The sequence below is a fragment of the Vibrio litoralis DSM 17657 genome, from assembly GCF_000426765.1.
Classification (GTDB): Bacteria; Pseudomonadota; Gammaproteobacteria; order Enterobacterales; family Vibrionaceae; genus Vibrio; species Vibrio litoralis.
This window is the reverse complement of the sequence record NZ_KE384567.1, coordinates 1-25,256: the sequence shown is the minus strand read 5'-3', so window position 1 is coordinate 25,256 and position 25,256 is coordinate 1. Positions and strand designations below refer to the sequence as shown.

Annotated in this window: 20 protein-coding genes, 2 tRNA genes and 1 riboswitch; of the genes, 13 read left to right on the top strand and 9 right to left on the bottom strand. The window is 42.8% G+C overall.

The window, feature by feature from the left end:
* Nucleotides 1-93: 93 nt before the first annotated feature.
* Nucleotides 94-169: transfer RNA gene (locus K358_RS0113695), tRNA-Asn, on the bottom strand.
* A 559-nt stretch (nt 170-728) separates the two neighbouring features.
* Between K358_RS0113695 and uvrB the strand changes: the two genes are divergently transcribed.
* Nucleotides 729-2,759, top strand: a complete 2,031-nt coding sequence (uvrB, locus tag K358_RS0113690) for an excinuclease ABC subunit UvrB (protein ID WP_027697351.1) — start codon at nt 729-731, stop codon at nt 2,757-2,759.
* A gap of 196 nt (nt 2,760-2,955) precedes the next feature.
* Here the strand turns inward: uvrB and yvcK are convergent, their stop codons facing one another.
* Nucleotides 2,956-3,846, bottom strand: coding sequence for a uridine diphosphate-N-acetylglucosamine-binding protein YvcK (gene yvcK, locus K358_RS0113685; RefSeq protein ID WP_027697350.1), 891 nt, complete (start codon nt 3,844-3,846; stop codon nt 2,956-2,958).
* A 161-nt stretch (nt 3,847-4,007) separates the two neighbouring features.
* Nucleotides 4,008-4,164, top strand: a riboswitch (molybdenum cofactor riboswitch).
* Between the two features lie 39 nt (nt 4,165-4,203).
* Here yvcK and moaA point away from each other — a divergent pair.
* From moaA to moaE, 5 genes are read left to right on the top strand one after another with little or no spacing between them, the layout of a single operon-like run.
* Nucleotides 4,204-5,217, top strand: coding sequence for a GTP 3',8-cyclase MoaA (gene moaA, locus K358_RS0113680; RefSeq protein WP_027697349.1), 1,014 nt, complete (start codon nt 4,204-4,206; stop codon nt 5,215-5,217).
* 37 nt (nt 5,218-5,254) lie between these two features.
* On the top strand, nt 5,255-5,767 hold the full coding sequence (gene moaB, locus K358_RS0113675; RefSeq protein WP_027697348.1) for a molybdenum cofactor biosynthesis protein B: 513 nt from the start codon (nt 5,255-5,257) through the stop codon (nt 5,765-5,767).
* Between the two features lie 25 nt (nt 5,768-5,792).
* Nucleotides 5,793-6,275: a cyclic pyranopterin monophosphate synthase MoaC gene (gene moaC, locus K358_RS0113670; RefSeq protein ID WP_027697347.1), complete on the top strand. Its 483-nt coding sequence runs from the start codon at nt 5,793-5,795 to the stop codon at nt 6,273-6,275.
* Between the two features lie 26 nt (nt 6,276-6,301).
* Nucleotides 6,302-6,547 (top strand): molybdopterin synthase sulfur carrier subunit, encoded by a 246-nt coding sequence (moaD, locus tag K358_RS0113665; RefSeq protein ID WP_027697346.1) that lies wholly within the window; start codon nt 6,302-6,304, stop codon nt 6,545-6,547.
* 1 nt (nt 6,548) lies between these two features.
* Nucleotides 6,549-7,019: a molybdopterin synthase catalytic subunit MoaE gene (gene moaE / locus K358_RS0113660; protein WP_244875260.1), complete on the top strand. Its 471-nt coding sequence runs from the start codon at nt 6,549-6,551 to the stop codon at nt 7,017-7,019.
* A gap of 94 nt (nt 7,020-7,113) precedes the next feature.
* Here moaE and K358_RS0113655 read toward each other — a convergent pair whose 3' ends face one another.
* Both K358_RS0113655 and K358_RS0113650 read right to left on the bottom strand, forming a co-directional pair.
* Nucleotides 7,114-8,559, bottom strand: a complete 1,446-nt coding sequence (locus tag K358_RS0113655; protein WP_027697344.1) for a glyceraldehyde-3-phosphate dehydrogenase — start codon at nt 8,557-8,559, stop codon at nt 7,114-7,116.
* Nucleotides 8,560-8,906: 347 nt separating this feature from the next.
* Nucleotides 8,907-11,435: a glycosyl hydrolase family 18 protein gene (locus tag K358_RS0113650; RefSeq protein ID WP_027697343.1), complete on the bottom strand. Its 2,529-nt coding sequence runs from the start codon at nt 11,433-11,435 to the stop codon at nt 8,907-8,909.
* 567 nt (nt 11,436-12,002) lie between these two features.
* Here K358_RS0113650 and K358_RS0113645 point away from each other — a divergent pair.
* The 5 genes from K358_RS0113645 to oppF all read left to right on the top strand — a co-directional run bounded on the left by K358_RS0113645 (nt 12,003) and on the right by oppF (nt 17,739).
* Nucleotides 12,003-13,637, top strand: a complete 1,635-nt coding sequence (locus K358_RS0113645; protein WP_027697342.1) for an ABC transporter substrate-binding protein — start codon at nt 12,003-12,005, stop codon at nt 13,635-13,637.
* 194 nt (nt 13,638-13,831) lie between these two features.
* Nucleotides 13,832-14,752: an oligopeptide ABC transporter permease OppB gene (gene oppB, locus K358_RS0113640; protein WP_027697341.1), complete on the top strand. Its 921-nt coding sequence runs from the start codon at nt 13,832-13,834 to the stop codon at nt 14,750-14,752.
* Nucleotides 14,753-14,767: 15 nt separating this feature from the next.
* On the top strand, nt 14,768-15,670 hold the full coding sequence (oppC, locus tag K358_RS0113635) for an oligopeptide ABC transporter permease OppC (RefSeq protein ID WP_027697340.1): 903 nt from the start codon (nt 14,768-14,770) through the stop codon (nt 15,668-15,670).
* Between the two features lie 36 nt (nt 15,671-15,706).
* Nucleotides 15,707-16,681: an ABC transporter ATP-binding protein gene (oppD, locus tag K358_RS0113630; RefSeq protein WP_027697339.1), complete on the top strand. Its 975-nt coding sequence runs from the start codon at nt 15,707-15,709 to the stop codon at nt 16,679-16,681.
* On the top strand, nt 16,678-17,739 hold the full coding sequence (oppF, locus tag K358_RS0113625; protein ID WP_156888746.1) for a murein tripeptide/oligopeptide ABC transporter ATP binding protein OppF: 1,062 nt from the start codon (nt 16,678-16,680) through the stop codon (nt 17,737-17,739). Before oppD ends, oppF begins: the two co-directional genes overlap by 4 nt.
* 79 nt (nt 17,740-17,818) lie before the next feature.
* On the opposite strand, the gene K358_RS0113620 is transcribed toward oppF, so the two are convergent.
* Entirely contained in the window at nt 17,819-18,121 is a 303-nt protein-coding gene (locus tag K358_RS0113620; RefSeq protein ID WP_027697337.1) for a cysteine-rich CWC family protein, read from the bottom strand.
* 168 nt (nt 18,122-18,289) lie between these two features.
* Between K358_RS0113620 and K358_RS0113615 the strand changes: the two genes are divergently transcribed.
* Nucleotides 18,290-19,228, top strand: coding sequence for a glutathione S-transferase family protein (locus K358_RS0113615; protein ID WP_027697336.1), 939 nt, complete (start codon nt 18,290-18,292; stop codon nt 19,226-19,228).
* A 108-nt stretch (nt 19,229-19,336) separates the two neighbouring features.
* On the top strand, nt 19,337-19,717 hold the full coding sequence (locus K358_RS0113610) for a LysM peptidoglycan-binding domain-containing protein (protein WP_038150228.1): 381 nt from the start codon (nt 19,337-19,339) through the stop codon (nt 19,715-19,717).
* Between the two features lie 221 nt (nt 19,718-19,938).
* On the opposite strand, the gene K358_RS0113605 is transcribed toward K358_RS0113610, so the two are convergent.
* The 4 genes from K358_RS0113605 to K358_RS0113590 all read right to left on the bottom strand — a co-directional run bounded on the left by K358_RS0113605 (nt 19,939) and on the right by K358_RS0113590 (nt 25,252).
* A complete protein-coding gene (locus K358_RS0113605; protein ID WP_027697334.1) occupies nt 19,939-21,264 on the bottom strand; it encodes an anaerobic C4-dicarboxylate transporter in 1,326 nt (441 codons plus the stop codon).
* 297 nt (nt 21,265-21,561) lie between these two features.
* Nucleotides 21,562-22,968 carry an 8-oxoguanine deaminase gene (locus K358_RS0113600; protein WP_051241326.1) on the bottom strand — a complete coding sequence of 469 codons (1,407 nt, stop codon included), beginning with the start codon at nt 22,966-22,968 and terminating at the stop codon, nt 21,562-21,564.
* Nucleotides 22,969-23,114: 146 nt separating this feature from the next.
* Nucleotides 23,115-24,650: a nucleobase:cation symporter-2 family protein gene (locus tag K358_RS18560; RefSeq protein ID WP_038150226.1), complete on the bottom strand. Its 1,536-nt coding sequence runs from the start codon at nt 24,648-24,650 to the stop codon at nt 23,115-23,117.
* A 517-nt stretch (nt 24,651-25,167) separates the two neighbouring features.
* Nucleotides 25,168-25,252 (bottom strand) — tRNA-Tyr (locus K358_RS0113590).
* Between the last annotated feature and the right edge of the window lie 4 nt (nt 25,253-25,256).

Sequence of the window (25,256 nt, the reverse complement as noted above, 5' to 3'; positions counted from 1 at the left end):
ATAGGTATTTGAAGGTATTGAGTAATTAATGATGGAATGCATGAAAAATGAACGAAAAAAAGCCGCATTTTAGCGATGCGGCTTTTTAGTATTTGGCTCCCTGTGCTGGACTTGAACCAGCGACATACGGATTAACAGTCCGCCGTTCTACCAACTGAACTAACAGGGAAAAGTTATGGGCAGGATTCTAGCTATGGTGAAACAGACTGTCAACGGCAGAAGGCGACAAAAAAGTGAAAAATAATACTTTTTTTCTCTTTACTTTTTTGTAAGCCGTATCAGATAAGGCGGTTGTGTAGTTATCCACTAAATTTGTGGATAAGTGTGTTAATGAAACTTGAGCAAGTATTTATGCTTAGAAGCTAAAGGCGAGGAAATATAATTCTAACTATGTAATCTATTGTTTTAACTTGTTTTATTGTTTTGTTTTATTGGAAGAGGTTTGTGGGTAAAAAAGATAAATATTAATGAAAATGTAAAATCAACAACTTTTTGGGGAAAACCCGTGGATGAAAAGTAGGTGAAAGGTTGGATGAGATTTTTTGCGGGACGAGAATGCTACCAAACTGTAATAGGGTAAGCTAGAGTAAAAATGACTTTTTTCAGACCATATTTTAGTTAATAAAACTGTCACATAACCGACCGCGATTTAAAGCGTTCATAATAGGCTTGTGGTAAGGTCAACCAATCGAATAAACCGCCGAGAATTCTCCATTTAAGAGGCAAGTATGAGTAAGTTGTATCAACTGGTTTCCGATTATAAGCCAGCCGGCGATCAGCCAGAGGCGATTGCAAAGTTATCTGAAGGGTTAGAGGCCGGCTTAGCCCATCAAACGTTATTAGGTGTGACGGGTTCGGGTAAGACATTTACCTTAGCTAATGTGATCGCTAAAGCGCAGCGTCCAACGATTTTACTTGCCCCAAATAAAACGCTTGCTGCGCAGTTATATGGAGAAATGAAAAGCTTCTTTCCTAATAACGCGGTCGAATATTTTGTCTCCTACTATGACTACTATCAGCCGGAAGCGTATGTGCCTACCACAGATACCTTTATTGAAAAGGATTCTTCGGTTAACGCCCACATCGAGCAAATGCGTTTATCTGCCACCAAGTCTTTAATTGAACGTAAAGATGCGATTATTGTTGCCTCAGTGTCGGCTATTTACGGTTTGGGTGATCCGGATTCTTATTTAAAGATGATGCTGCACATTCGTCGTGGTGACATTTTAGAGCAGCGTGATATTATTCGTCGTTTAGCCGAGCTGCAATACAGCCGAAATGACATGGTCTTTGAGCGAGGTAACTTCCGAGTTCGAGGTGAAGTGATAGACGTATTCCCAGCCGATTCTGAACATGATGCCATTCGTCTGGAAATGTTCGATGAAGAAGTAGAATGCATCAGCATTTTTGATCCGCTAACCGGCGCAATTAAACAGCGAGATATTGCTCGTGCCACTATTTATCCTAAAACCCACTATGTCACACCGCGTGAACGCATTCTTGAAGCCATTGAAGATATCAAAGATGAGTTGGTTGAAAGACAAAAGGTACTACGAGAAAACAATAAGCTATTAGAAGATCAGCGTATTACGCAACGTACTCAGTTTGATATCGAAATGATGAATGAATTGGGTTTCTGCTCTGGTATCGAAAACTACTCACGCTATTTAAGTGGACGCAAAGAGGGTGAGCCACCACCGACTCTCTTTGATTACTTACCTCATGATGGTCTGCTTATTATCGATGAATCTCACGTGACAGTGCCGCAAATTGGCGCGATGTATAAAGGCGACCGTTCACGTAAGGAAACCTTAGTCGAGTTTGGTTTTCGTTTACCTTCGGCGTTAGATAACCGACCACTGCGTTTCGAGGAGTTTGAATCGCTCGCGCCGCAGACTATTTATGTTTCAGCCACGCCAAGTGCGTATGAGTTAGATAAATCGGGTGGTGATGTGGCTGAGCAAGTGGTGCGTCCTACTGGGTTACTCGATCCTGAAATTGAAGTTCGTCCGGTTGCCACGCAGGTAGATGATTTATTATCGGAAATTCGCCTGCGGGTTGCAGTTAATGAACGTGTACTTGTGACCACTTTAACTAAGCGTATGGCGGAGGATTTGACGGAATATCTCACCGAGCATGATGTCAAAGTCCGTTATTTGCACTCAGATATTGATACGGTTGAACGTGTTGAGATTATTCGAGACTTACGCCTAGGTGAGTTTGATGTGTTAGTGGGTATTAACTTACTTCGAGAAGGTTTGGATATGCCTGAAGTATCTTTGGTGGCAATTTTAGATGCTGATAAAGAAGGCTTCTTGCGTTCAGAACGTTCATTGATCCAGACCATTGGTCGAGCAGCACGTAATATACAAGGTAAAGCGATTTTATATGGTGACAGTATTACCAAATCGATGCGTAAAGCAATAGATGAAACAGAACGTCGCCGTGCTAAACAGCAGCAATATAATGAAGAAATGGGAACGACGCCTCAAGCGCTGAAGAAAAGCATTCAAGATATCATGGAACTGGGTCATGTCGGCACTCGCAAAGGCAAGAAAGACAGTAATGTGATTTCACTATCTAAAGTGGCAGAGCAAGCGGCTGAATATCAAGCGTTAACACCACAGCAACTTGAGAAACAAATAAGTCAGCTGGAAAGTGAAATGTACCAGCACGCTCAAAATCTGGAGTTTGAACAAGCGGCACAAAAACGCGATGAGATTGAGAAATTAAGAGCGCAGTTTATTGTGAATAGTTAATCGCTTCTCGTAGCTTGGACGCTCCGCTTCTCGTTGCTCGATGTATTTGTCGAGTCACGAGAAACGAGTTTCCGAGCAGCGTTGTTTATTGTAAATAGTTAAAAGAGATAATCGTTTTTTGTCGCTTGGACGCTTTGTTTCCCATTGCTCGATGTATTTATCGAGTCACGAGAAACGAGTTTCCGAGCAACGTTACTTATTGCAAAATAATCTTCTCAATTTCTTGCTGAAGCTTTTTACGATCATGACGCCATTCATGGTTAGGTGAGGCGAGATTAACTTCAACACATTGGTAGTTTTTATCTAACCCATCTGAAAAGTTTTCACCAAGTAGGACATCTACCTGTCTGCCATCGCAAGCTCGTTGGCACCATTTTAATCGCTCTTCAAGGCTCATCATTCCAGCTGGGCCAAATTCATTATCCAGATTATCAACAAACACTAGCTTGGCTTGGGTGTTTTGGGCGATGGCTTTGCCAATATCAGGTAGTAATAGTGGCGGCATAATGCTGGTTAAGAAACTGCCTGGGCCTAAGATAATGCAATCCGCCGACAAAATGGCGTCAATGCCTTCTTCAGTTGCTGGCACTTCAGGCTCTACATATAAACGCTGTAGAGGTTCAGACATGTCATCGACATTGGTTTCACCACGTACCCATTTGCCGGTTTTTGATAATGCAGTCAGATCGGCAGGGTGCTCGGACATGGGCACAATATTGACTTCAACCTTCAACATATCACAAATCAGGTGAATGGCGTCCAATGGGCGAATTGAGAGGTTATCTAGTGCGGTGAGCATTAAATTGCCGAGGTTATGGCCGTTTAATTCACCGGCACCACGAAAACGGTACTCAAACATCATCGAACTAATATTCGGTTCGGTAATCAGTTGGTTGATGCAGTTTCGGGTATCACCCCAAGCAATACCACCTTGGCATTGGCGAATACGTCCGGTGGATCCCCCATTGTCAGTGGTCGCCACAATACCGGTGGCGTTAGCACCAAAATCTTTTAGTGCGGCAAGCATACGGCCTAGGCCATGACCGCCACCAATCGCGACGACTTTTTTGGTTTTATGAATGGGCATAAATTGGATTCTCTAATGAATTGACCTTTGAAATCAGGCTAAATGACAATTCTTTGATATCGATTAACTAAATATAACGACCTTATGCCTAAATGGGTATGGAAAAATCTCATTTTGTTGCGTACCATTTAAAAACAGTGTTGCTGATCTATTTATCAGTAATCACGTCATAACTCCGAGCGTTAATCACTAAGTTCATTATTCGTTGTATCAATGACGATTGAATACGTTTTTAAAGCCAGTGACATACTGTCACCAGGGTTGGTTTAGAAATGAGCCTTCCTCCCGTATTTGGAAAGGTGTTTCGTGACTCAATTAGTTTCCCAATATACTCCTGATTTTTCGGGCGTATCCGATGTGGCATCATCCACATCATCCACAGAAAACCCTCAATTTGTCGATCGTTTTTCGCGCAAGTTTTATTATTTGCGCCTGTCGATCACCGATGTGTGTAATTTTAAGTGCACTTACTGTCTACCTGATGGTTATAAGCCAAATGGTCACAAAAACTCGTCTTTTTTAAATCAAGCTGAAATTAAACGTATTGTAAATGCGTTTGTAGACTGTGGCACTACCAAGGTTCGCATTACAGGTGGTGAGCCTACACTACGCAAAGATTTCAATGACATTATTGCATCCGTTGCGCAAACCTCAGGCATTACTAAGGTTGCGACCACAACCAACGGTTACCGTATGGCTAAACAAGTTGGTGATTGGAAAGAGGCCGGTTTAACGCATATTAATGTCAGTGTTGATAGCCTTGATCCTCGTTTGTTTCATCAAATTACCGGTGAAAACAAATTTCATGATGTGATGGCCGGCATCGACCGCGCATTTGAAGTCGGGTATCAACAAGTCAAAGTCAACGTGGTGTTACTGAAGCAGTTTAATGGCCATGCGTTACCGAGCTTTTTAAACTGGATTAAAGACCGCCCAATTCAATTACGTTTTATCGAATTAATGCAAACCGGTGAGATGGATGAATTATTTGAGCAACAGCATCAATCTGGTGTCAGTATTCGTAATCATCTAATCGCCAATGGTTGGTTGTTAAAAGTAAAAGAAGCCAATGATGGGCCGGCGCAAGTGTTTGTACATCCTGACTATCAAGGTGAAATTGGCTTGATCATGCCGTATGAAAAAGGTTTTTGTGAAACCTGTAATCGTCTGCGTGTTTCTGCGACAGGTAAACTGCATCTATGTTTATTTGGCGAAGAAGGCGTAGAGTTGCGTGATTTGTTGCAACAGGATGAGCAAGAAAAAGATCTTATCGCACGAATTCAAGGTGCGCTCGATACCAAATCCGTCAGCCACTTCTTGCAAGAAGGCAAAACGGGTATGACGCCACATTTGGCCTCTATCGGCGGTTAATTCTTCGTTATTATTTTGATTTTTTGAGGTTATCAACATGGCACGTGTTGCTGCTGAGTTTAAACCTGCACGAATTGCAGTCCTGACCGTATCGGATTCTCGAACTCCTGAAAATGACACATCGGGTGATTATTTTGCTGAGCAACTTCAGCAAGTAGGGCACCAATTGGCTGAGCGTCAAATTGTCGCCGATAACAAATATCAAATTCGCGCCTTGGTTTCTCAATGGATTGCCGATGATGCTATTCAAGCGGTCTTAATTAGTGGTGGCACAGGTTTTACAGCAAAAAACTATACAACGGAAGCACTGCAACCTTTATTTGATAAGCAAGTAGAAGGTTTTGGTGAGATTTTTCGCATGCTGTCTTTTGAAGACATTGGTTCTTCGAGCCTACAATCTCGCGCAATTGCTGGAATGGCTAATCAAACGGTTATCTTCGCGATGCCAGGTTCGACCGGTGCATGTCGTCTGGGTTGGGAAAAGTTAATCAAGGAGCAGCTTGACGCTTGTCATCGCCCTTGTAATTTTATGCCTCATCTTTCCGCTTAAAAAATTCTAATAAGGAATGAAATCCATGTCTCAATTTACTCATATTAATGCCTCTGGCGAAGCCAACATGGTCGATGTATCTGCTAAACAAGAAACGGTACGTGAAGCGCGTGCTGAAGCTTGGGTCACCATGTCGAAAGAAACATTAGATCTTATTGTGTCTGGTTCGCATCATAAAGGTGATGTATTTGCTACTGCGCGTATTGCAGGCATTCAAGCGGCCAAGAAAACATGGGATTTAATTCCACTTTGCCATCCTTTACTGCTTTCTAAAGTAGAAGTTCAGTTAGAAGCTAAACCGGAAACCAATCAAGTTCGCATTGAATCTGTGTGTAAACTAGCTGGCAAAACGGGCGTTGAAATGGAAGCGCTAACCGCGGCTTCAGTGGCGGCTTTAACCATCTACGATATGTGTAAAGCCGTGCAAAAAGACATGGTGATTGGTCAGGTTCGGTTACTTGAAAAAACCGGTGGTAAGTCTGGCCATTTTGTTGCTATACCCAAGTAACTTAATAATCTTCGGAAGGTTGAACAATGATTAAGGTTTTATTTTTCGCTCAAACTCGTGAGCTAGTGGGTGTTGATTCAGTGACAGTGGAAGCCGATCAGGTTACAGCAGAAGCGCTACGTCAGCAGTTATGCAACAACGGTGAACAATGGGCGCAAGCGCTACAATCTGGCAAATTGCTGGTGGCAGTCAACCAAGATATGGTGAAAATGGATACCGTTCTTAAAGCTGGTGATGAGGTTGCCTTTTTCCCACCAGTAACAGGAGGCTAATATGTCTTCAGCGGGAATGGTTACAGAAATGGTCAGCGTACAGTTTGAAGACTTTGATGTCGGCGCGGAATATCAGCAGCTTGCGCAAGGTACGGAGGCGGGCGCGATAGTAACCTTTGTTGGTAAAGTGCGCGATATGAATCTTGGAAATTCGGTTACCGGGTTGAGCCTAGAACATTATCCAGGAATGACTGAGCGTTCTTTAATTCAGATTTGTGAACAAGCGAAATCACGTTGGCCACTTTTGAATATTCGTGTGATCCATCGTGTTGGTGATTTAGACTTGGGTGATCAAATTGTATTCGTTGGTGTTTCAAGTGCTCATCGCAATGCAGCGTTTGAAGTCTGTGAATTTGTTATGGACTATCTAAAAACCCAAGCGCCATTTTGGAAAAAAGAACGAACAACTGAAGAAGTTCGCTGGGTAGAATCTCGTGATTCAGATACCAAAGCAGCGGATCGCTGGAAGTAGATTAAAATTGATACTTTATAATATGAAAGCTTCTGAACATATGTGCTCAGAAGCTTTTATTTGTTTTGAACTATGTGTTTGTGAACGGCTTAGTTTAGGCTTCTAACGACGTTAATTTAGGGTAGGTTTGGAAACGAACGCCCATCATGTGTTCCATGCAATGAATCACTTGGCAGCTATAACCAAACTCATTGTCATACCATATGTATAAAACACAGCGATTATCTTGCGCGATGGTTGCAGCACCATCAACCACTCCTGGATAACGTGAACCAACTAAATCTGTCGAAACAATTTCCGTGGATTGAGTATAGTCAATTTGTGGCGATAACTCAGAGCGATGCGCCATTTGTTGTAAGTAGTGGTTCAGCTCTTCTTTGTTTGTGTTTTTTTCGAGATTCAAATTAGCCACTGCCATTGATACATTTGGCGTTGGAACTCGGATCGCATTACCTGTGAGTTTCCCCTGTAATTGAGGTAATGCTTTGGCGACAGCTTTAGCCGCTCCAGTTGAGGTTAACACCATATTCAATGACGCACTGCGGCCACGGCGTTCGCCTTTATGGAAGTTATCAATTAAATTTTGATCATTGGTATATGAATGCACGGTTTCGATGTGACCAGATAAAATACCATAACGATCATTGACCGCTTTTAGTACTGGCGTTATTGCATTGGTAGTACAGCTGGCGGCAGATACGATGCTATCGCAAGCTTCTATATCTTGATGATTGACACCAAAGACAATGTTTTTGATTTCACCTTTACCGGGCGCAGTTAATAGTACTTTTGAGCTGCCTGGACATTCTAAGTGCTGACTAAGCCCTTGCGCATCACGCCATACTCCCGTGTTATCCACAACTAACGCTTCTTTAATTCCATACTGTTTGTAATCCACTTCTTGTGGAGAATTAGCATAGATAAACTGGATGTAGTTGCCGTTAACAATTAACCCACTATTTTCCTTGTCAATAATGATGCTGCCATTAAATTGTCCATGCACCGAATCACGGCGTAGCAAGTTGGCACGTTTTTCTAAATCACCACCTTTACCTCCACGTACAACCACTGCACGTAAACGAAGCGGGTAACCTGGACCGCTTTTTTCAATCAAAAGTCGCGTCAATAAACGCCCGATTCGACCAAAACCATATAGAACTACATCTTTAGGAGCGGTAACGGTTTGGCCATTTAGCGCCTCTCTCAGTTCTGAAACTAAGAAATGACCTATACTGCCGGGTTCATGACGCTTATATTGTTGGCTGAGTTTGCCAATATCAATATAGCAAGGGGAAAGAGGCATATCGCAAAGCTGTTCAATCAGAGGTTCAATTTGTTGTAGATTAAGTGATTGGTGAGTGTAGCGATGAGCGAGGTGAGTCAGTTTGATCATGTCGATGGTACTGGCATTAACTAATGTCTTACCAAACATGAGGAGTTCTACGCCTTTTTTTCGGTAGAGCTGAGCAATTTTAGGTAGTAAGTTCTCAGCAATGGTTTGAGCTTGTTGCCATTCTTGTTGATGGACTTGAGCATTCATGTGGTTACCTTTTATGAGTACTGGATTAGTAAAACAGATTTTCTGGGCATGGTGTCACTCTTGTTGGTGATTATTTGGCGTGTAATTGATATGCCAGAAAATTTGCCGAAGATTGTATGGTCAGGCAGATGATTATGCTAAGGAAATGTGAAATTTGATTGAGCTTTTGTTAACTGGTTCACGTCAAGATTTGGTTTTGTAAAAAGGTTTGGTGCATTTGGAGGGCTGAAACTTGTACTTTGAAGTAACTTGACTACATACGTTTAAACGAAAGGCTTACTCATAAAAATGAGTAAGCCTTTGAGTTTTAGTTAATCTGGTTTTTAGTTAGTTTGAATTTTGAAAAATTAGTTACAGCTGGCTGCGCCCAAGTTTTCCCACACACCCCATTGACCAGTTTGACTTGGGTTTTCACCGGTAGTCCACCATTTGGCTTCATATAAAGTACCATCTAGTGTGACTTGGTCACCGCCAGTATAAACGGCTGACGAATCCCAAGCATTGGCACAAACTGGATCAGTAGTGCCTGACTTTTTCAGTACAACCACAGAGGCTGATGCTTCACTTGTCAATTCACCATCATTGACTAGTACAGTGAAGTTAAGCGTTGTATCTTGCTCATATTCAGCTGCTACAAAGCTAATGCTTGAACCTGAACCCGTTACGCCTGATGGCAGAGTCCAAGTGTAAGTCAGTGCATCACCTTCCGCATCAGTTGAACCTGAAGCATCAACCGTTACTGTATCGCCAGCATTAACTTGAGTAGGAGCGCTTAAGTTAGCAACTGGTGCAGTATTTGTTGGTTCTAGATCAACAGGGTTAACGGTAATGGCCACATTATCGCTATCAGCAGCACCTTCATTATCGGTGACAGTTAAAGAGAAACCTAAAGTTTGGACTTCAGTCACTTCAGCAATATCAAAGCTAGCCGTTGCAGAGCTTGAGTTTTGCAGAGTAACGGATGGCCCAGTAGTTTGTGTCCATTGATATGATGCAATGCTGCCATTGCGATCACTAGAAGCAGAACCATCTAGTTCTACTGTAGCAGGACCGACTACCGTTTGATCGACACCTGCGCTTGCGGTTGGTGCATAGTTAGTTATTTCACCCGCTAAACCTTCGTGCATCGCATTAAGGATATCACCGTTATCGGCATCAATTTCCCAAGAGAATAGGCCAGCAAGACCTAAACTACGAACGTATTCACCTTTAGCGATAACAGAGCGAGGGCTATCATAAGTCACTAACTTACCATCTGAACGGTTCCACACCCATGCCGCTTCAGCTTGTTCATCATAGCCAGTCTCAAAGCCATTGATGCCTTCACCATTTGGACCAATCATCGTGCTCTTCACACCTTTATAGTCAATAACACCCGCTTCCCAAACACCTTGTTCTTTCGTGCCGGTTAGTTTGCCATTACCCGTACCCGTCATTGGGTCGCCAGCAACAGTTAAGCTTTCAGGCATTACACCATCCCAACCACGGCCATACATAGTAGCACCTACAACCAATTTATTCGCCGGAACACCTTGCTCTAGCAAAATCTTGATTGCGTTGTCTGTAGTATAAGCTGGGCCTTTGTATGGTTCACCTTCCGCATCCATACCCGTTCCATCACATTGACCAGGGCGCATGAAGCTGCCGCAATAAAGGGCAGTTTGGTGACCAGGCACATTATTCCAACCGCCGTAGAAGTCATAAGTCATGGCAAAGATGTAGTCCATGTATTGCGCTGCATCGGCATAATCGACATCTTCAAGTTTGTCGTAACCAACACCAATTGCTGAAGTCAGTTCATACTCTTTACCATTTTGAACTTCGAGTTCATCGAGCATAGCGCGCAGTTCACGCATTAAAGCGATATAAGCGGGGCCATCGTTTACAGGGTCACCTAGGTCAGCTGCTTGGCCGCCGCCACCAGGGAACTCCCAGTCAATATCGACACCGTCAAAGAATTTCCATGTAGTTAAGAATTCTTTGACTGAAGCCACAAAAATATCGCGTTTTGATTTATCAGTGAAAGAAAAGAATGGGTCCGAAAGCGTCCAGCCACCGATAGATGGAACAATTTTAAGGTCAGGATTACGCTGTTTAAGCGCCATCATCATGGCAAAGTTACCCTTGATAGGCGTATCGTATTCATGACCCGCTTGCTTGAAGCTCTTTTGATAAGCAGCCCATGGATCATGAATTACAACGTTAAAATCAGGCACGCCTTTACATGCGGTTTGTAAAGCGTTGTAACTATTGCCGCCAACCGATTGAAGTGATTCATTAGGTCCACAGATTGGAATAAACCCATAAAGGATATGAGTTAGATTATCGGCTGGCAGGTTATCAACTGTATAGCCGCGGTCGTAAATACCCCATTCAACAAAGTAGGTACCAACAACTGTATTGGGATCAGTATTATAGGTTTTGTTATTTGGGTCGATGTTCATGGTTAATGGCTCTAAATGAGAACCATCGGTATCGGCAATAGAAAGCTCTACAGGTTGCGTTTTAGTACAACCTGTTGCATCACACGCTTCAATTTCCATTTGATATACACCGCCTTGGGAGTATTCAAATGAAGCCGTCGTTTTGCTGCCGCTAATTGGGCCGGTTGCGACTTTTTCACCATCAAAGTAAATGTTGTAAGTGTCGCCAGTTTCTCCGCTATATTGATTGAAAATAATATCGATTTGAGCATTTTCATGGTACTGAACCATGCTGTTGTAACCTGATGTGGTTTCCATTGCTAAATCAATTTTGGAGAATTTTAAATTTTTAGACCCGTACATATCTAAGCTCGGAGCAGAAGGGGCAGCCATAACGGATGCTGAACCCAACGCTAAGGCAATGCTCACTGCGGTGAGATTGAAACGTTTCATACCATTTCTCTCTTTAGTCCTTTCTTAATGTGCTCACCTAAAAAAGATCAGGTGAAACCTGCACTTCACTTGTGCATCACTGCCAGTGTTGATGAGATAACGAGAGTCAACAAAGAACAAAAAGATAATTTTGAATCGATATACAAATAATAATTCGCGTTATGAAATATCTTTCAAACAAAGTCTATTTGAAGTCTCTATTTGATAAAACTTGTCAAAGTTAAACTTGAAAGTGATAAAAATTGAACTATGAAAGTAGTCAATAAAAGATTGAAAATCATATAACTAGAGTGAATCTTACTATGCAATCGATTTCATTTGGATATACATACTGTTAATGGGGAAAAGTGTAATCTATGCTACGTTTTTATAATTTTGTTGTGGTGGATCCCAGAAAATATTGATAGCTTGTCCCGTTCTATATATTGCTATAACAGTATTGGTTAGAGTAAAAATCGCACAAATCTTTAAAAAATAGTGAAGACTACTAATTGACCAGTGTTGGATAGTTATAATCGATATAAAGATGTCACGGATGCATTAATATAAAAATTGGAGTTTACTCATATGCGTAAAAATAAAATCACTCAAGTGATCCTACTTGGTGCCGGCCTTGCTTTCGGTGCTGCTTCTCTTTCTGTTTCTGCCGCTGAAGTACCAGCAGGCGTTAAATTAGCGGAAAAACAAGAATTGGTGAAAGGCAACGGTGCAGAAGTTGCTTCTATCGATCCACAGAAAACAGAAGGTGTGCCTGAGTCCAATGTGATTCGTGATTTATTTGAAGGCCTAGTTAACCAAGACGCAGACGGTAACGTTGTTCCTGGTGTGGCTGAAAGCTGGGAAACTCAAGACAACAAAACCTTTATCTTCCACCTACGTAAAGATGCAAAATGGTCAAATGGCGATCCTGTAACGGCTGATGACTTTGTCTTTACTTTCCAACGCGCAGTTGATCCTGCTACTGCATCGCCATACGCATGGTATTTAGAAATGACTACCATGAAAAATGCCGCGCAAATCATTTCTGGTAAAGCCGATAAATCAACCCTTGGCGTGAAAGCAATTGATGCGAATACGCTTGAAGTAAGCCTTGAATCTGCCGTGCCTTATTTTGTGAAAATGATGGGCCATACCACGGTTAAGCCAGTGAATAAAAAAGTACTGGAGAAGTGGGGCGATCAGTGGACGAAACCTGAACACTTCGTAAGTAACGGTGCTTATGTGCTGGATAGCTGGGTACTGAATGAGCGCATGGTGCTAGTGCGCAATAAGAATTACTGGGATAACGACAGTACTGTTATCAATCAAGTGACTTATCTACCAATTGAAAGTCAAAATGCTGAAATGAACCGTTTCTTAGCGGGTGAACTCGATATGACGGATGAGTTGCCAAATGAGCAATTTAAACGTTTACAAAAAGAGCATCCTGAAGATGTGAAAGTAGTAGGTAACTTGTGTTCATATTACTACGGCTTTAATAACTCTAAACCACCATTTGATGACGCACGAGTTCGCCAAGCCCTGTCTTACACGATTGACCGTGATGTGATGACTCGTATCTTACTTGGTCAAGGTCAAAAACCTGCGTACTTCCTGACCCCTGAAATTACGGCTGATTTCCACCCAACAATGCCAGAATACGGTACTTGGACGCAGAAACAACGTAATGAAAAAGCGAAACAGTTATTAGAAGAAGCGGGTTACAACAAATCGAACCCTCTTAAGTTTAAGCTACTTTATAACACTGATGATAACCACAAGAAAAATGCCGTTGCGATTGCATCTATGTGGAAAAAATCACTTGGTGCGGTTGATGTGACTCTAGAAAACCAAGAGTGGAAAACTTATCTAGATACTCGTCGTCAGGGTAATTTTGACGTAACTCGTGCGGGTTGGTGTGGTGACTACAACGAAGCTTCTGCGTTCTTGTCTCTAATGCAGTCTAACAACAGCTCGAATGATCCTCGTTACCATAGCAAAGAATATGATGCGGTAATGGAAAAAGCACTTAACTCGACAAGTGGTGAAGAGCGTGCTGATTTGTACGCGGAAGCAGAGAAATTATTGGCTCGTGATATGCCAATTGCTCCTATCTTCCAATACGTGAAAGCACGTCTAGTGTCTCCACTGGTTGGTGGCTTCCCTATGAATAATGCGGAAGATAAAATTTATACTAAAGATCTGTATAAAATCGCTAAGTAATTATTGCTAAAGATTAGGTTCTGTATGGAGACATGCAGAACCTATTTTTATCTTTCTAAAGCAATCTTTCTCACCGTTTAAAAATACAAAATTATAATAATAAAAATAATATTTACCCAAGTAAAACGGGTATAACAAGGAATGTTCATTGCTAATGAGCAAGCTATTTATTAGTCACAACTGGAAGTTTTACTATGTTTAAATTCATTTTTAAAAGGCTTATCGAAGCGATACCGACCTTGTTGGTATTGATCACGGTGTCTTTCTTCCTGATGCGCTTTGCACCAGGTAACCCGTTCTCAAGTGAACGCCCGTTACCTCCTGAGGTCATGGCCAATATCAATGCCAAATATGGGCTCGATCAGCCGGTATTAGTGCAATACACCACTTATTTGACCAACATTCTGCAAGGTGACTTTGGTCCATCATTTAAGTATCAAGATTATACCGTAAATGAATTGGTTTACGCCGCTTTGCCGGTATCTGCCAAAGTCGGCTTTTTTGCCTTCGTATTTACCGTAATTATGGGGGTAGGGGTCGGAACCATTGCGGCGCTGCGGCAAAATACCTGGGTAGACTACACCATAATGTCGACCGCCATGCTAGGGGTCGTTATGCCCTCATTCGTATTGGCACCTGTTTTGATTTATATCTTCTCGATTAACCTAGGTTGGTTCCCGGCTGGCGGTTGGAAAGACGGTGGCTTCCAGTATTTATTCTTACCTATGGTTGGTATGTCTCTGCTTTATGTGGCGACGTTTGCTCGTATTACTCGTGGCAGCATGATTGAAACCTTGAACAGTAACTTTATCCGTACTGCGCGCGCAAAAGGTTTGAGCTACAAATACATTATTTTTAAACATGCGTTAAAACCTGCATTACTTCCTGTTGTGTCATACATGGGCCCAGCGTTTGTCGGCATCATTACCGGCTCTGTGGTTATCGAAACTATTTTTGGTCTACCGGGTATCGGTAAATTGTTCGTTAACGCCGCCTTCAACCGTGATTACTCACTAGTAATGGGAATTACCATTCTGATTGGTTTCCTCTTCATTCTTTTCAATGCCGTTGTCGACGTACTACTGGCTTACATTGATCCGAAAATTCGTTACTAATCAGGGACTGACGCTATGTTAACTAAAAAAGAAAATTTAGAAGCGATCGAAAAGTTCTCTGAGAACTTAGAAATTGAAGGTCGCAGCCTTTGGCAAGATGCTCGTATTCGCTTTATGCGCAACAAAGCTGCAATGGTGAGCTTGGTGATTTTGGTGTTGATTACTTTATCAGTGATTTTTCTACCAATGTTTGCCCAGTTTGCTTATGACGATACCGATTGGTATTCACTACAAGCCGCGCCTTCTGCTGAACACCTATTTGGCACCGATAGCCTAGGCCGAGATTTATATGTGCGTACCTTAATGGGCGGCCGAATCTCTTTGATGGTTGGGATACTAGGCGCATTTGTTGCGGTATTGATTGGTACTTTATACGGCGCAGCTTCTGGCTTTATCGGCGGTAAAGTTGACCGTATCATGATGCGTATTTTGGAAATCTTATACGCGGTACCTTTCATGTTCCTAGTGATCGTACTAGTGACCTTCTTCGGTCGTAATATCATCTTGATCTTCGTTGCGATAGGGGCGATCGCTTGGCTGGATATGGCACGGATTGTACGTGGCCAAACACTCAGCCTACGTAATAAAGAGTTTATCGAAGCGGCGCACGTTTGTGGCGTAAGCAACTGGAAAATCATTACTCGTCACATTGTGCCAAACGTACTAGGTATCGTTGCAGTGTATTCAACGCTACTCGTACCAAGCATGATTCTGACAGAGTCTTTCTTATCTTTCCTAGGTCTAGGGGTGCAAGAGCCAATGACCAGCTGGGGGGCATTACTGCAAGAAGGCGCACAAACCATGGAGATTGCGATCTGGCAATTAGGTTTCCCTGCCGCATTCATGGTCGTCACGCTGTTCTGCTTTAACTATGTCGGTGATGGTCTGCGCGATGCGTTAGATCCAAAAGATCGTTAATTGCTGCCTAAGCCAAATAGAATTTAAGGAAAGATAATGAGTAATTTATTAGATGTACAAGATTTAAGGGTTGAGTTTAAAACCCAAGACGGCATGGTGACTGCGGTTAACGATTTAAGTTTTTCAATCAAGCAAGGTGAAACCCTTGGCATTGTAGGTGAGTCTGGTTCTGGGAAATCCCAAACGGTATTTGCCATCATGGGCTTGCTGGCGAAAAATGGTGTGATCAGCGGTAGTGCCAAATTTGAAGGCAAAGAAATTTTAAACTTGCCAGAAAAAGAGCTTAACAAGATCCGCGCAGAACAAATCGCGATGATTTTCCAAGATCCTATGACCTCATTGAACCCATATATGAAGGTCAGCGATCAGCTAATGGAAGTATTAATGTTGCACAAAGGCATGGGTAAAACCGAAGCATTTGAAGAATCGGTACGCATGCTTGAAGCGGTGAAAATCCCAGAAGCTCGTAAGCGTATTAACATGTACCCGCATGAGTTCTCTGGTGGTATGCGTCAGCGTGTGATGATCGCAATGGCGCTGCTTTGCCGCCCGAAACTCCTGATTGCCGATGAACCGACTACTGCACTAGATGTAACGGTACAAGCGCAAATCATGGACTTGTTGAATGAGCTTAAAGACGAATTTAACACCGCAATTATTATGATCACTCACGACCTAGGTGTGGTTGCCGGGTCTTGTGACAAAGTACTGGTAATGTATGCCGGACGTACTATGGAGTACGGTACGGTCGATGAAATCTTCTACAAACCAAGCCACCCTTACAGCGAAGGCTTACTACGTGCCATCCCTCGTCTTGATACTGAAGGCGAAGAGTTGCCAACCATTCCAGGTAACCCACCGAACTTGTTACGTTTGCCAACCGGTTGTCCGTATCAAGAGCGTTGTCACCGCGTTACCGATCGTTGTCGTCAAGAAGCACCACAACTTCTACCATTTGGTGAAGATCGTTTCCGTGCTTGTTTTTCTGAATGGGAGACTTGGAAGTCATGAGCATTACAAATGAAGTAAAAACAGAACAACCAAGCAGTGTTGAGCTTAAAGCCAAAATTGAAAAAGTGGCATTAGCGGATAAAAACTTACTGCTCGATATTAAAAACTTAAAAGTTCACTTTAATATTGCCTCGAAATCCGCTTGGCCTTGGTCTAAGCCATCAAAACTAAAAGCCGTTGATGGCGTCAATGCTCGCTTATATGAAGGTGAGACTCTGGGCGTAGTCGGCGAGTCTGGTTGTGGTAAATCAACCTTTGCTCGCGCGATTATTGGCCTAGTGGAAGCCACCGAAGGTGAAGTCATGTGGTTAGGCCAAGACTTAACTCGCATGCAAGCGGTTCAAAAGCGTGAAAAGCGCAAAGAAATTCAGATGATTTTCCAAGATCCGCTGGCGTCGCTTAACCCACGTATGACAGTTGGTGACATCATTGCTGAGCCGCTTGTGACCTTTTATCCCAAGCTATCTAAGGCTGAAGTGAAAGCCAAAGTAAAAGCCATGATGGATAAGGTTGGTCTGTTACCGAACGTGATTAACCGTTATCCCCATGAGTTCTCAGGTGGTCAATGTCAGCGTATTGGTATTGCTCGCGCGTTGATTTTAAATCCTAAGATGATCATTTGTGATGAGCCGGTATCCGCTTTGGATGTATCGATTCAGGCGCAGGTAGTGAACCTACTAAAAGAACTACAGCGTGAACTAGGCTTGAGTCTAGTGTTTATTGCCCACGATTTATCGGTAGTAAAACACATATCAGATCGCGTATTGGTGATGTACCTAGGTAATGCGGTAGAACTCGGCGAGGCAGATGCACTATTTGCTAACCCGAAACACCCATACACCAAAGCCTTGATGTCAGCGGTGCCGATTCCCGATCCGAAGAAAGAACGCGCCAAAGTGATTCAAATGTTGGAAGGGGATTTACCATCACCAATCAACCCACCATCAGGTTGTGTGTTTAGAACCCGTTGTCCAATTGCCACTGCGCAATGTGCGGAGCAAAAACCACAAATTAAAGGTACTGATGTTCATGCGGTATCGTGTTTGCTGGTGGATTAATCCGGTCTAAAAATTAACTGAATGAAAGCAGTGCTGAAAAGTGCTGCTTTTTTATTACCGATTTTTGAGCCAATGAGTTTTAAACGACTGGTTTCTTTTCCAAACAGCGGCGGCATAAACAGACATCGTAATTTTCGGTTATTTGACGCTCTTCTATTTCAAAACACCAACAAGTTTCTTTCCCGGCAGCGATATCACAAAAAGTATTGTCACCACATTCAGGGCAGGCATGCGTGCTTTTTTCACCACTGAGTTTGGCCATTACTTGCGAGTGGGCGTCATCATCCATTTTGCTCCATTGCAGAATTTCACCCATGGTGCGATGGCATCCAGAGCAGATCCCCGCGTTATTTTTACAAGCTGCAATACATGGTGTTTTCATAATGGGAAGTCAGTAATGAATGAGTTGAGGCTTTATTGTAACAGAGACTTTATCATGGCTCACTCCTTCAAATCTTTCGAACAAAACCGTCAGCTCGTTGCGGTGTGACTGAGCGCTAGGCTACTTATACTGAGAGATATTAAACAGAACACAGAACAGGAGAGCACAATGGGTAAGTTAGTCGAAGGTGTATGGCATGATGTGTGGTATGACACGAAATCGAGCGGCGGTAAATTTGTCCGTGAAGATGCCGGTTTCCGAAATTGGATTGAAAATAAGTCAGATGCGCCATTTCAGCCTGAATCGGGGCGTTATCACTTATATGTGTCTCTGGCTTGCCCTTGGGCGCACCGCACCTTAATTATGCGTGAGTTAAAAGGATTAGCCGACCATATTGATGTCACTGTCGTTAGCCCCGATATGCTGGAAAATGGCTGGGAATTCAGTCAGCCTGAGCCGCTATTTGGCTTTACGAAACTTCATCAAATTTATACCCAAGCCAAGAGTGATTATTCAGGTCGCGTGACGGTGCCAACGCTGTGGGATAAGAAAACCAACACCATAGTCAGTAATGAATCATCAGAGATTCTGCGCATGTTTAATTCTGAATTTAATGACTTAACCGGTAATACCGATGATTACTACCCAACTGATTTACGTTCGGAAATTGATCTGTGGAATGAGTTTGTTTATCCCAATATCAATAATGGGGTGTATAAAACGGGCTTTGCGACCACACAACCAGCGTATGAAGATGCGTTTGATGGGTTATTTGCGGCATTAGATAAGGTAGAGCAGCACTTATCGGAGAGTCGGTATTTAGTTGGCGATAACATCACAGAAGCAGATTGGCGCTTGTTTACTACTTTAATTCGTTTTGATGCGGTCTACGTTGGCCATTTCAAATGTAACTTAAAACGCATCGCGGACTATCCGAATATTCAAGGCTATATGAAAGAGCTCTATCAGGTGCCTGGTGTCAAAGAAACGGTTAATTTTGAGCATATTAAACGTCATTATTATTTCAGTCATAAAGGCATTAACCCGACTCAAGTGATCCCGAAAGGGCCTGAATTAGATTTAGATTCACCTCATGGGCGAGGGTAATGTCGGTTGACTGAATATTATTAATCTCAGTAATAAATATAAATCACTTGAAATTTATAGGGTTTATTGACTAAATTAAAGACTCAAAGCAATCAAAGGTATTTGACTATGTTAAAGAGTAACCAAAAAATCATTACGCTAACGATGCTCGCTTCTGCTTTAGTGCTTTCTGGCTGTGCTTCAAACGATGAAGTGATTGAGCAGCAGAATCAACAAGCTGAAAAACTAAGCTCTCTACAAGCTGATCTACAAGCTCAAAAAGAGTCAAATCAGCAGCTAGCCGATAAAGTTGATCAACTGGCGATGGATCAAGATGAAATCAAACAAGGTATGCAAGATAAGTCGAGCGCTTATGTGATCAAAGAAAATGATACCTTGTACCGCATTGCCAAGGAGCACGATATGACGGTCGATCAATTACAGCAACTAAACCCAGAGATTAAGAATCCAAAATCGTTATTGATTGGTCAAACGATCAAACTGAAATAATGGATTAAAGCCTTATAAATCAAGCTCTAATAAAAAATGGCTGATCAATTGATCAGCCATTTTTGTATTTAGTGTACGTGATGTCTATACCCGAAGTAATTGGAGTTGAAGTGAGGCGACAAGTGAATGAGGCCCCATGAGCATAGCTCGCCTATGTGATTGGGGTGAATGAACGCCGTCAACAAAGCTGCAGCTTCAAGTACGATGGGTATATTGTGACATTAGCCTAGTAAGGTAGTCGAAATAAAGTAACCAATCACAGTCGCAGTCGATACACCAATGATACCTGGAATAAAGAAGCTATGATTCAATACATACTTACCAATCGACGTCGTGCCTGAGCGGTCAAAGGTGATCGCCGCCAGATCCGATGGGTAGAATGGGAAGAAGAAATAAGCATAACAAGCTGGAATAACCCCGATTAATACTTCCGGTGGAATACCTAACGAGAAACCTAATGGGAACATAATCGTCAGTACCGCTGCTTGGCTTTTTAAGAAAACCGAAGTAGCAAACATAGCAAAAGCAAAGGTCCAAGGATGAACACTAACAATGTCACTCACCATTTCAATTAAGTAAGGTTTGTGATGTTCAATGATGGTGTCACTCATCCAGGCAATACCAAAGATGATGATCACAGCCGACATCCCCGCAGTAAATACATTACTTTTAGCGATTTCTTTTGGATCGACTTTAGTGCATAGCAAAATAATCGCGCCGACAGCTAACATTAAGAACTGAATGGCAACCGACATGCCAACCCCTTGAGGTAGCAGATTCAGATCTTTACCAAACATCGCAACAAATACTACCACTGCAATACCGGCTAAGAACACGGTTAAACCTGTTTTAGCTTTTTTTGCATTGGCAATATCATTACCACCTTCAACGCCTTCATCAATTAACGCGGCTTTAAAATCTGTGTTTTTGCAGCGCTCGATAAAGGCTTCATCTTGATCTAGCTCTTTACCTCGGAATAGACTCCAAGTACAACCAGCGAGTAAGCCGCAGAAGGTTGCTGGAATGGTAACCATCAATACATGAACTAGTGAAATGTCTAAGTCATTTTTGGCAGCGGTTGCCATTACGACGGCAGCGGCCGCGGCGATTGGGCTTGCGGTGATCCCCATTTGCGAAGCAACTGAAGCCATTGCCATTGGGCGCTCGGGACGAATGCCTTTTTTAATTGAAACATCGTAGATAACGGGTAGAAGAGGGTAAACACTGTGACCAGTACCGACAAGAACCGTTAAAAGATAAGTACAAAATGGCCCTAGAAAGACGATTTGATTCGGGTGTTTACGCAGTAATCTTTCTGCAAACTTAACTAGTAATTTTAAACCACCCGTTGCCTCTAATGTTGCCGATGCTGCAACCACCGCAAGAATAATCAACATAACGCTGATCGGCGGAGAGCCCGGTGCAATACCAAATACAAACGCTAAAACGGAAACGCCTAAGCCGCCTAATAAACCGAAGGCAATACCGCCAAACCGAATTCCTGTGAAAATCACTGCTAACAACAGCAGCATGTGAATATAGAACATACTTGTTACCCCTAAAGTATTAATACTGTAGAGAAACTAGCATTGCGGAAATTAGAGAATCTTGATCTAGTGCAATATCAATACGTTATTTTAATGGCGGAAATCGATAGTGTGATGGTGGTTTGAAAAAGGTAGGGGAAAGAGGAGTATAGAGCCCTAACATGTTGAGGGCTCTATGGTTAAGGTAATGTGACTTTGTTTAACTATTAACCAATTAACTTGGATCTATATTCACTTAGCGTTATATAAACGTAGCTTTTATTAACTAAGCTTCATGTATTAACTAAGCTTCTTGTATCAACGCAGCTTCATGGCTTTTTCAGCCAGACGTTTCGCCGCTGCTCGATGTTGAATCAACAAGTCTTCCAAGTCGAGCCCGATGACATGACCATCATGCACTCGCCATTCGCCGTTAATCATCACGCGGTCAGCTTGTTGTGCGCCACACATAATTAACGCCGCCAGTGGGTTGTGTGAGCCAGAGAAACGAATTTCATCTAGGGTAAACATGGAAATATCCGCTTGTTTACCGACTTCTAGAGTACCGATGTCAGAACGTCCCATTGCAGCCGCTGATCCCTTGGTTGCCCAGCGTAGTGCGTCAAGGTGTGACACATTAGCAGATCCATAACGTAAGCGTTGCAAGTACATCGCCATACGTACTTCGCTAATCATGTTTGAACCATCGTTAGACGCAGAACCATCAACCCCTAGGCCAACTTTCACGCCTGCTGCTTCTAATTCGTTATTACGACAAATACCAGAAGCGAGCATCATGTTCGAGGTTGGGCAATGGCTGATACCAACACCAGCGCTACCGAGGCGTTTGATTTCTTCATCATTAAAGTGAATGCCATGCGCCAGCCAAGTTTTATCATTTAGCCAACCGACACTTTCAAGGTAATCAACAGGTCTATGGCCAAAGCGTTGCAAGCAGAACTCTTCTTCATCAATGGTTTCACAAAGATGAGTATGCATCATCACATTCTCTTGATGAGCAATGCGTGAGGTTTCTTTCATTAAATCAGTGGTGACAGAAAATGGCGAGCAAGGCGCTAAGGCAATCTGCGTCATCGCACCATCTTCACGCTGGTGGTATTGGTTAATCAGCCTCAAGCTGTCATCAATGATGGTTTGTTCGGTTTGAATAGTATGGCGTGGGGGGAGGCCGCCATCGTCTTCCCCTAAGCTCATCGAGCCGCGAGTCAAGATGGCGCGAACGCCGAGTTTTTTGGCGGTTTCAACTTGAATATCAATCGCATGCTCTAAGCCAACTGGAATTAAGTAATGGTGATCTGAGGCGGTTGTACAACCCGACATCATCATCTCAACCAGCGCAACTTCAGTAGAAAGGGCATGCATTTCTTCATCAAGGCCTGCCCATACTGGGTAGAGGGTTTTGAGCCAGTTGAATAGTTCTTTGTCTAACGCATCAGGGTAGGCACGAGTTAATGTTTGATAAAAGTGATGGTGGGCATTGATTAAGCCGGGCGTGACAACGTGATTTTTGGCATCAACGACAATATCAATCTTGTGGCTTGGTTCAGAATTTAAAGCGACCAACTCAAGGATGGTGTTGCCACGAACCACAATCCCGCCACGTGCATCTTGCGAGACGCCAGTATAGATATCGAGCGGATTTTTAATCCAAGTGGTCGTTAGGTTTTGATTCGCTGAATGTTGAGTATTAAGCGTTTGAGGCATTCATAATTTTCCTTAGCCATCTCAGCCATTTCAGGGGAGAGGGTCTTATTTTTAGGTTTGTTAATGGTTGGTAATGTTTATGGGTGTTAATACTTTTAGCTGCAAAAGGCAAAAGCCGAACATGCCGACTTTTACCTTGAGTATCATTATTTCATCGCGGTACTAGGGGTGAGCCGAGACTTTGATTCTGGTGAGGTAGTTTGTTGGTCCGATAAATTATCGTCTTCAGATTGCGCCTCAAGCAAGGTTTGGTTTCTTACCGCATCACGTTCTGCCGCTATAGTGGCAATCGCTTTTGAGATGGTTGCTTTTGATTCCATCACTTTGAACGCAGGAGAATGACATTCTTCGTCTTTCGCCATTTCAACCGCTTCTTGCTTTTTCATTGCTAGTTCTTCTTTACGATTTTGCGGTAAAATTTGGTGCAAAATAATTGCAATCAAAGTGCCGGTAGTGATGCCAGAGTGGAAGAATTCCGCCATTGCATGAGGTAAATGCTGAATTAAACGTGGTTCAACCGTCACCGCTAAACCTGAGGCTAAGCTGACACAAATGATTAAGGCATTACGCTTGGTATCGGCCGCTTTAATCAGCATACGAATACCAGCATAAGCAATCATACCGAACATAATGAAACCAACGCCGCCTAGAACGGGTTTGGGAATGGTTACCGCAATCGCTGCCAATTTTGGAAATAAACCGCCAAGAATTAACAGGCCACCGGTTGTAGCAACAACATAACGACTTGCCACACCGGTAATCCCTACAATACCCACGTTTTGACTAAATGAAGCCAGTGGCATACCTGTCATCAGTGCAGAAAGGGTACTACCTAGGCCATCGCCTAATACACCACGTTTTAAATCTTTACCGGAAACTTCTTTTTGGCAATTTGCACCTAGTGCCATGAAATCACCAGTGGCTTCGGCAACCACAATGATATAAGCCAAACTCATACTTAAAATGGCGCCCCAAGAAAAAGTCATGCCATATTTAAGAGGGGTCGGGCTGCCTACCCAAGATGCTTCAGTGACTTGATTTAAGTCGACCATACCCATGGTTAAAGCCGCAATGTAGCCACCGACCAACCCAATCACAATGGCAGAGGCTGCGATCATACCTTTGCAATACACTGAGACTAGGATAACGATACCAAGTGAGATTAAAGCAAGAAACAGTTTTGGTAAGGTCGCAAATTCTTCACTACCTTTTGGCGCATCGCCAATCCAGCTCATCGCGACAGGTAGAATAGTTAAACCGATTAATGTAATGACAACGCCACTCACCACATCAGGGAAGAGTTTTTTAATTTGCGTCATAAAGAAGCTGGCAAAAATCACTAAGAATGAGCCAACAAAAGCAGCACCCATAATGCCACTCATGCCATCTGCTTTGCCGATAGAAATCGCTACACCGAGGAAAGCAAAGCTGGAACCCATCACAACTGGTAATCGAATTCCCACAGGGCCAAGACCGACACATTGAACAATCGTGGCAATACCACCAACGAGTAACGCAGCGTTTATTAGATCTGCAATTTCTGCAGCGGGTAAGCCGACCGATGCACCGACAATAAGCGGTACCGCAACGATCCCCCCGATCGATGCTAGCATGTGTTGTAAAGCCAATAGTAATGTTGTTCCAGCAGGTGGGCGTTGGTTAAGCGTATATGTAAGCTTCATGACATTTCCTTGTGTCTCTTCCACTAGATTCTTATAGGTAGTTATGGGGCTACCTTCCTAAGTTCGAATTAGCAGTTCTTGTTATATACCCAAATCATGTGGGTAGTTATATTTCTGCATCCATGTATGTATAGGTGTGCTTTAACATTAATGCAACAATATTGAATACAATCAAATTTGTAAATTAGTGGTGTTAATTTCTGCAAGCTAGGTCTAACTGGCAAGTTTTGTGCCAAAAAGGAAATGGAGTGAATGGAGAGGGAATTCAATAAATTAAAATGGGTAAGTGATTGTAATTAAAGGAAGCGTGGATCATAAAAGTGCAGGTGCTGTTATAAACTAGTGCAAATTGATGCTGGGTTTGTTGTATACAATATAATGGATATATTGTTTTTAATTTAACGGTGAGCGTGTCTTTTCTATTACAGGAATGTGAAGTGAGGCAGATTTTAGACGAAAAAAAACCAACTGCGAAAGTTGGTTTTTTATGTCTTTTTTATAATAAAAAGAAAAATAATGGTGGAGGGGGACGGATTCGAACCATCGAAGGCGGAGCCGGCAGATTTACAGTCTGCTCCCTTTGGCCACTCGGGAACCCCTCCACAA